Source organism: Methylobacterium jeotgali (assembly GCF_022179345.1).
GTDB classification, from domain to species: Bacteria; Pseudomonadota; Alphaproteobacteria; order Rhizobiales; family Beijerinckiaceae; genus Methylobacterium; species Methylobacterium jeotgali.
Genome location: NZ_BPQR01000072.1, coordinates 1 through 4,648, shown reverse-complemented (window position 1 = coordinate 4,648; position 4,648 = coordinate 1). Strand labels below are relative to the sequence as shown.

At 70.8% G+C, this 4,648-nt stretch carries 5 protein-coding genes and 1 pseudogene; 3 read left to right on the top strand and 3 right to left on the bottom strand.

Features of this window, described 5'->3' with window-relative positions; genetic code table 11:
* Positions 1–69: 69 nt before the first annotated feature.
* Both MFF04_RS18390 and MFF04_RS18385 read right to left on the bottom strand, forming a co-directional pair.
* Positions 70–906: a formate/nitrite transporter family protein gene (locus tag MFF04_RS18390; RefSeq protein WP_238277944.1), complete on the bottom strand. Its 837-nt coding sequence runs from the start codon at positions 904–906 to the stop codon at positions 70–72.
* Between the two features lie 18 nt (positions 907–924).
* Positions 925–1,665 (bottom strand): competence/damage-inducible protein A, encoded by a 741-nt coding sequence (locus tag MFF04_RS18385; RefSeq protein WP_238277942.1) that lies wholly within the window; start codon positions 1,663–1,665, stop codon positions 925–927.
* 70 nt (positions 1,666–1,735) lie between these two features.
* Here MFF04_RS18385 and sfsA point away from each other — a divergent pair, with 70 nt between their 5' ends.
* Positions 1,736–2,452: a DNA/RNA nuclease SfsA gene (gene sfsA / locus MFF04_RS18380; protein ID WP_238277941.1), complete on the top strand. Its 717-nt coding sequence runs from the start codon at positions 1,736–1,738 to the stop codon at positions 2,450–2,452.
* Here sfsA and MFF04_RS18375 read toward each other — a convergent pair.
* Positions 2,439–3,293 carry an FkbM family methyltransferase gene (locus tag MFF04_RS18375; RefSeq protein ID WP_238277946.1) on the bottom strand — a complete coding sequence of 285 codons (855 nt, stop codon included), beginning with the start codon at positions 3,291–3,293 and terminating at the stop codon, positions 2,439–2,441. The genes sfsA and MFF04_RS18375 overlap by 14 nt on opposite strands.
* 111 nt (positions 3,294–3,404) lie before the next feature.
* Between MFF04_RS18375 and MFF04_RS18370 the strand changes: the two genes are divergently transcribed.
* Positions 3,405–4,169, top strand: a complete 765-nt coding sequence (locus MFF04_RS18370) for an alpha/beta fold hydrolase (protein WP_238277938.1) — start codon at positions 3,405–3,407, stop codon at positions 4,167–4,169.
* A gap of 91 nt (positions 4,170–4,260) precedes the next feature.
* Positions 4,261–4,648: pseudogene (locus MFF04_RS18365) on the top strand (BA14K family protein); the annotation flags it as partial.

Genomic DNA, 4,648 nt, shown 5'->3' with positions numbered 1-4,648 from the left:
TCTTCTCCGCCGCCATCACACCCGTCGCATCCGCCGCCGCAACCGCAACATACGTGAGGTAAACCGCCATCAGCGGGCGGACGAAGGGACGCCCTTCTCCTCCATGTCGGGGGCGACCTGCCCGTAGTTGAGCGCGGCGACCAGGGTGACGCCGCCGAAGACGTTGCCGAGGAGCGTCGGCACGAAGAAGCGGCCGAGATAGTCGGCCATCGGGATCGCGCCCGTCGCGACGAGGTAGAACGCCTCGATCGAGCCCGCGACCACGTGCGAGAGCCCGCACATCGAGACGAGCCAGGTCATCAGCCCGATCACCAGCGGCGCCCCCGGCCCCGTGGCGGGCAGGATCCAGACCATGAGCGCGATCATCCAGCCGGCCACCACCGCCTTGGTCACGGTCGTCCAGAACGGGTGCGCGACCGCGTGCCAGCTCGTCTCGGCGAAGGCCTCCTTCACCTTCGGCTCGAAGGCGTCCGAGTAGGCCAGCACCCAGGCGATGAGGAGCGTCGCCAGGATGTTGCCGGCGAGCACGATGCCCCAGAGCCGCGCGACCTTCAGGAAGGTCTTCACCGAGCGGTCGTGAAGCAGCGGCAGGATCGGGGTGATGGTGTTCTCGGTGAAGAGCTGCTGCCGCCCGAGCACCACGACGAGGAAGCCGACCGAGTAGCCCATGGTGGTCACGAGCGTCGTCCAGTCGGCCTTGGGCAGATGCGCCTTCAGCACGCCGGGCACGATCAGCGACAGACCCATGCTCAGGCCCGCCGCGATCGCGGACAGGAACAGCGCGCTCGCCCGCCGGCGAAGCTCCTCGTCGCCCTCCCGGCGGATGACCTCGTGCAGGACGATGGCGTCCGGCCGCACGATCTCCTCGACGTCCTCGACGACGTCGTGCTCCTCGGACCGCTCCATCGCTCCCTCCCGCACCGATTATCTCTTGAGCCGCTCCACAAGCGCCTCGATAGCGGTGCGGGCCGAGGCCACCGCCTCCCCGTCCCGCCCGCGCACCACGATCCGGTTGCGGAAGCCGCTCTCGGTCATCGACGGGTAGGAGCCGATCGAGACCGCGCCGTGCTCGGCGGCGATCGTCGCGAGGTCTCCCGCGAAGGCACCCTCCGGCAGGCCGCCGGCCTCGACGGTCTCTGACAGCATCCGCACGCCGGTCTGGAGCTTGGGGCCGACCGCGTCGAGCATCGCCTGCATGATCGAGGGTACCCCGGCCATGACGAACACGTTGCCGATGTGGAAGCCCGGCGCCTTCGAGACCGGGTTCGGGATGAGATCGGCGCCGAAGGGGATGCGGGCCATGCGCAGCCGCGCCGGGTTGAGGTCCTCCGGCCGGTGCCGCTCCAGCAGCATGGCGCGGGCACGCTCGTCGATGTCGATGCCGACGCCGAAGGCGCGGGCGACGCTGTCGGCGGTGATGTCGTCATGGGTCGGCCCGATGCCGCCCGTCGTGAAGAGGTAGCTGTGGCGCGCGCGGAGTGCGTTGACGGCCTCGACGATCGCCGGCTCCTCGTCGGGCACGATGCGCACCTCGCGCAGGTCGATGCCGAGCGCCGTCAGGAAATCGGCGATGGTGCCGATGTTGCGGTCCTTGGTGCGGCCCGACAGGATCTCGTCGCCGATCACCAGGATCGCGGCGGTGACGGGGGCGGTCTCGCTCGACATGACGGGTCCGTGACGGGTGGGGACCCCCGGCGAAGTAGCGCGCGCCTCCAGGCTCGGCCATACGGGCGGGATGATCTTCGCCGAGCCGCTGATCGAGGCCCGCCTCCTGCGCCGCTACAAGCGCTTCCTCGCCGATGTCCGGCTCGGTGACGGCACCGAGACCACTGCGCATTGCGCTAATCCCGGCGCCATGCTCGGCCTGCTCGCGCCGGAGGCGCGGGTGCTGCTCTCGCGCTCCACCAACCCGGCGCGCAAGCTCGCCTATTCTTGGGAGATCGTCGAGGCGGACCTGCCCGGCGGACCGCAATGGGTCGGGATCAACACGAGCCGGCCGAACCACCTCGTCGCCGAGGCCTTTCGCGACGGACGGCTGCCCATGCTCGCGGGCTACGACACGCTGCGGCCGGAGGTCGCCTACGGCACCGCCAGCCGGGTCGACTTCCTCGCCACAGGACCGGGGCTGACGCCGTGCCACGTCGAGGTGAAGAACTGCCACATGATGCGTGAGGCCGGGCTCGCCGAGTTCCCGGACTGCAAGGCCGCGCGCAGCGCGAAGCACATGCGCGAGCTCGCCGAGGTGGTGCGCGCGGGCGGCCGGGCGGTCCTGATCGTCGTGGTGCAGATGCGGGCCGAGCGCTTCGACACCGCCCGCGACATCGACCCGGCCTTCGACCGCGCCTTCCGCGAAGCGCGCGACGGCGGCGTCGAGGTGTTCGCCTTTCAATGCCGGGTCGGCGCGGAGGGCATCGCGCTCGCCGAGCCGGTGAGCGTCGTCACGCGGCCGTAGCGCCCGCGGGCACGGGACCGCGCTCGAAGACGAGGTTCAGGCGGGTGCGGGCGATCTCCCGGTAGCCGTGGTTCTCGAGGAGATGCGGCAGGTCGACCTGCCACTGGTCCGTGCCGTTCTCGATGACGAGGAGCGCGGGAAGGAGCGACGCGGGCGCCTCCCGCAGGAACGGCTCGAGGATCAGGTCCTCGGCGCCCTCGACGTCGAGCTTGATCGCGTCGATCCGCTCGATGCCCTCGCCGCGCACCAGATCGAGCAGCGTCACCGCCGGCACCCGGATACGGGCGCCCTCGTTGGTGCCGACGATCTTGAGGCTCGACTCGCCCCGGTTGCGCGGATCGATGAACAGGGTCAGCTCGCCGGCCTTGTCCGCCACCGCGCAGGCCACCGCCTTGACCGTATGGAACGGGTTCTGGGCGATGTTGTAGATCAGCCGCTCGAACACGTCGGGCTGCGGCTCGACGGCGAGGATGCGGGCGCCCGGCCCGCTGAAGCCCGCCACGAACAGCGCGTAGGCGCCAACATTGGCACCGATGTCGAGGAAGACGCAGTCGTCCGGAAGGCGCTCGCGCAGGATTGCGCGCTCCTTCGGGTCGAAGAACTGCGGGGTGAAGAGCACCTTCTTCTCGCAGTTGTTGTTGTAGGGGTGCAGCCGCATCCGCGCGCCGAGCCGCTCCACGTCGAGGGGCCTGCCCTGGAGGAGCGTGATCGCGATCCGCCGCAGCAGCATGGCGAGGCGGCGCCCGCGCCAGCTCTCGGGCGACAGCCGGCCCGTGCGTTCGGCGATGCGGGCGACGAGACCGGACGGCGCGTAGGTACCGTAGGGCTGGGTGTCCTTCATCGGCAAGGGGATGCCAGCCAAGCCTTTCGCCCGCAAGCGTTTCCGCGTTGCTCCGACCGGCGCGGGGCTCTATGCGGCGCGCATCGCCAACGCGGACGGGACGGACAGGCCGTGCAGACATTCGATTCGGACGGGGTCGAGATCGCCTATATCGACGTGCCCGCAACGGGCGGAACCGGCGATCCGGTGCTGCTCATCCACGGCTTCGCCTCGAACCACGCGGTGAACTGGGTGAACACCGCCTGGGTGCGCACCCTGACCCAGGCCGGCTACCGGACGATCGCGCTGGACAACCGCGGCCACGGCCAGAGCGGAAAGCTCTACGACCCCGCGCAGTACGGCTCGGACCTGATGGCGAGCGACGCGCGGCGCCTCCTCGACCATCTCGGCATCGAGCGAGCCGACGTGATGGGCTACTCCATGGGCGCGCGGATCGCCGCCTTCCTCACCGTCGAGAGCCCGGCGCGGGTGCGCTCGATGATGCTCGGCGGCCTCGGCATGCACCTCGTCGAGGGGAAGGGCCTGCCTTCCGGCATCGCCGACGCCCTGGAGGCGCCGGCCGGCGAGCCGATCTCCGACCCGACCGCGCGGGCCTTCCGCATCTTCGCCGAGCAGACGAAGAGTGACCTGCGCGCGCTCGCCGCCTGCATGCGGGGCTCGCGCCAGACGCTGTCGCGGGCCGAGATCGCCACGATCGAGGTTCCGGCTCTGGTCAGCGTCGGCACGCTCGATACGGTCGCGGGATCGCCGGCGCCGCTGGCGGCGCTGATGCCGGACGCGCGGGCCGTGGAGCTGGCCGACAAGGACCACGGGACGGCGGTGGGCGCCAAGCAGCATCGCGAGGCGGTGCTCGCCTTTCTCGCCGGGCGCGCATGAGGCGCCAAGAGACGCATTGAATCGCGCGCGAACTAAATCGGCGCGGCTCGCGTTCACCTCGGTAGAGACTTTGTCAATCGAGGTGACTTTCATGACACGCACATTGACCGTCGCGGGAGCGCTGGCGGGCGCCCTGATGCTTCTTCCCGCCGTCGCGGACGCACAGACGACGAAGGCCGAGATTCTCGCGGGCGGCGGTGGCGGTGCGGGCGCACATGTCGGTGGCGGCTTCGGCGGGGGCGGGGGCGGCTTCGCCGGAGCCCCGAAGGGCGGCGGGTTCGTCGGCGGCTTCGGTGGCGGTCTCGGCGGCGGCCAGCGCGCGGGCGGGCCGGGCGCAGCGGCTGTCGGCGGCTACAACGGCGGCGCCTACAAGCCGGGCTTCGGTCCCAGCAACGTCAATCCGGGCTACAACCCGGGCGTCGGCGGATACCGCGGCGGCTACGCCGACAACCGCGCCAGCCGCGGTTGTCGGCGTAGCC

Bases quoted from the DNA above. Each gene is read 5' to 3' on its own strand.
- MFF04_RS18390 (WP_238277944.1), bottom strand. From the start codon at position 906: ATGGAGCGGTCCGAGGAGCACGACGTCGTCGAGGACGTCGAGGAGATC.
- MFF04_RS18385 (WP_238277942.1), bottom strand. From the start codon at position 1,665: ATGTCGAGCGAGACCGCCCCCGTCACCGCCGCGATCCTGGTGATCGGC.
- sfsA (WP_238277941.1), top strand. From the start codon at position 1,736: ATGATCTTCGCCGAGCCGCTGATCGAGGCCCGCCTCCTGCGCCGCTAC.
- MFF04_RS18375 (WP_238277946.1), bottom strand. From the start codon at position 3,293: ATGAAGGACACCCAGCCCTACGGTACCTACGCGCCGTCCGGTCTCGTC.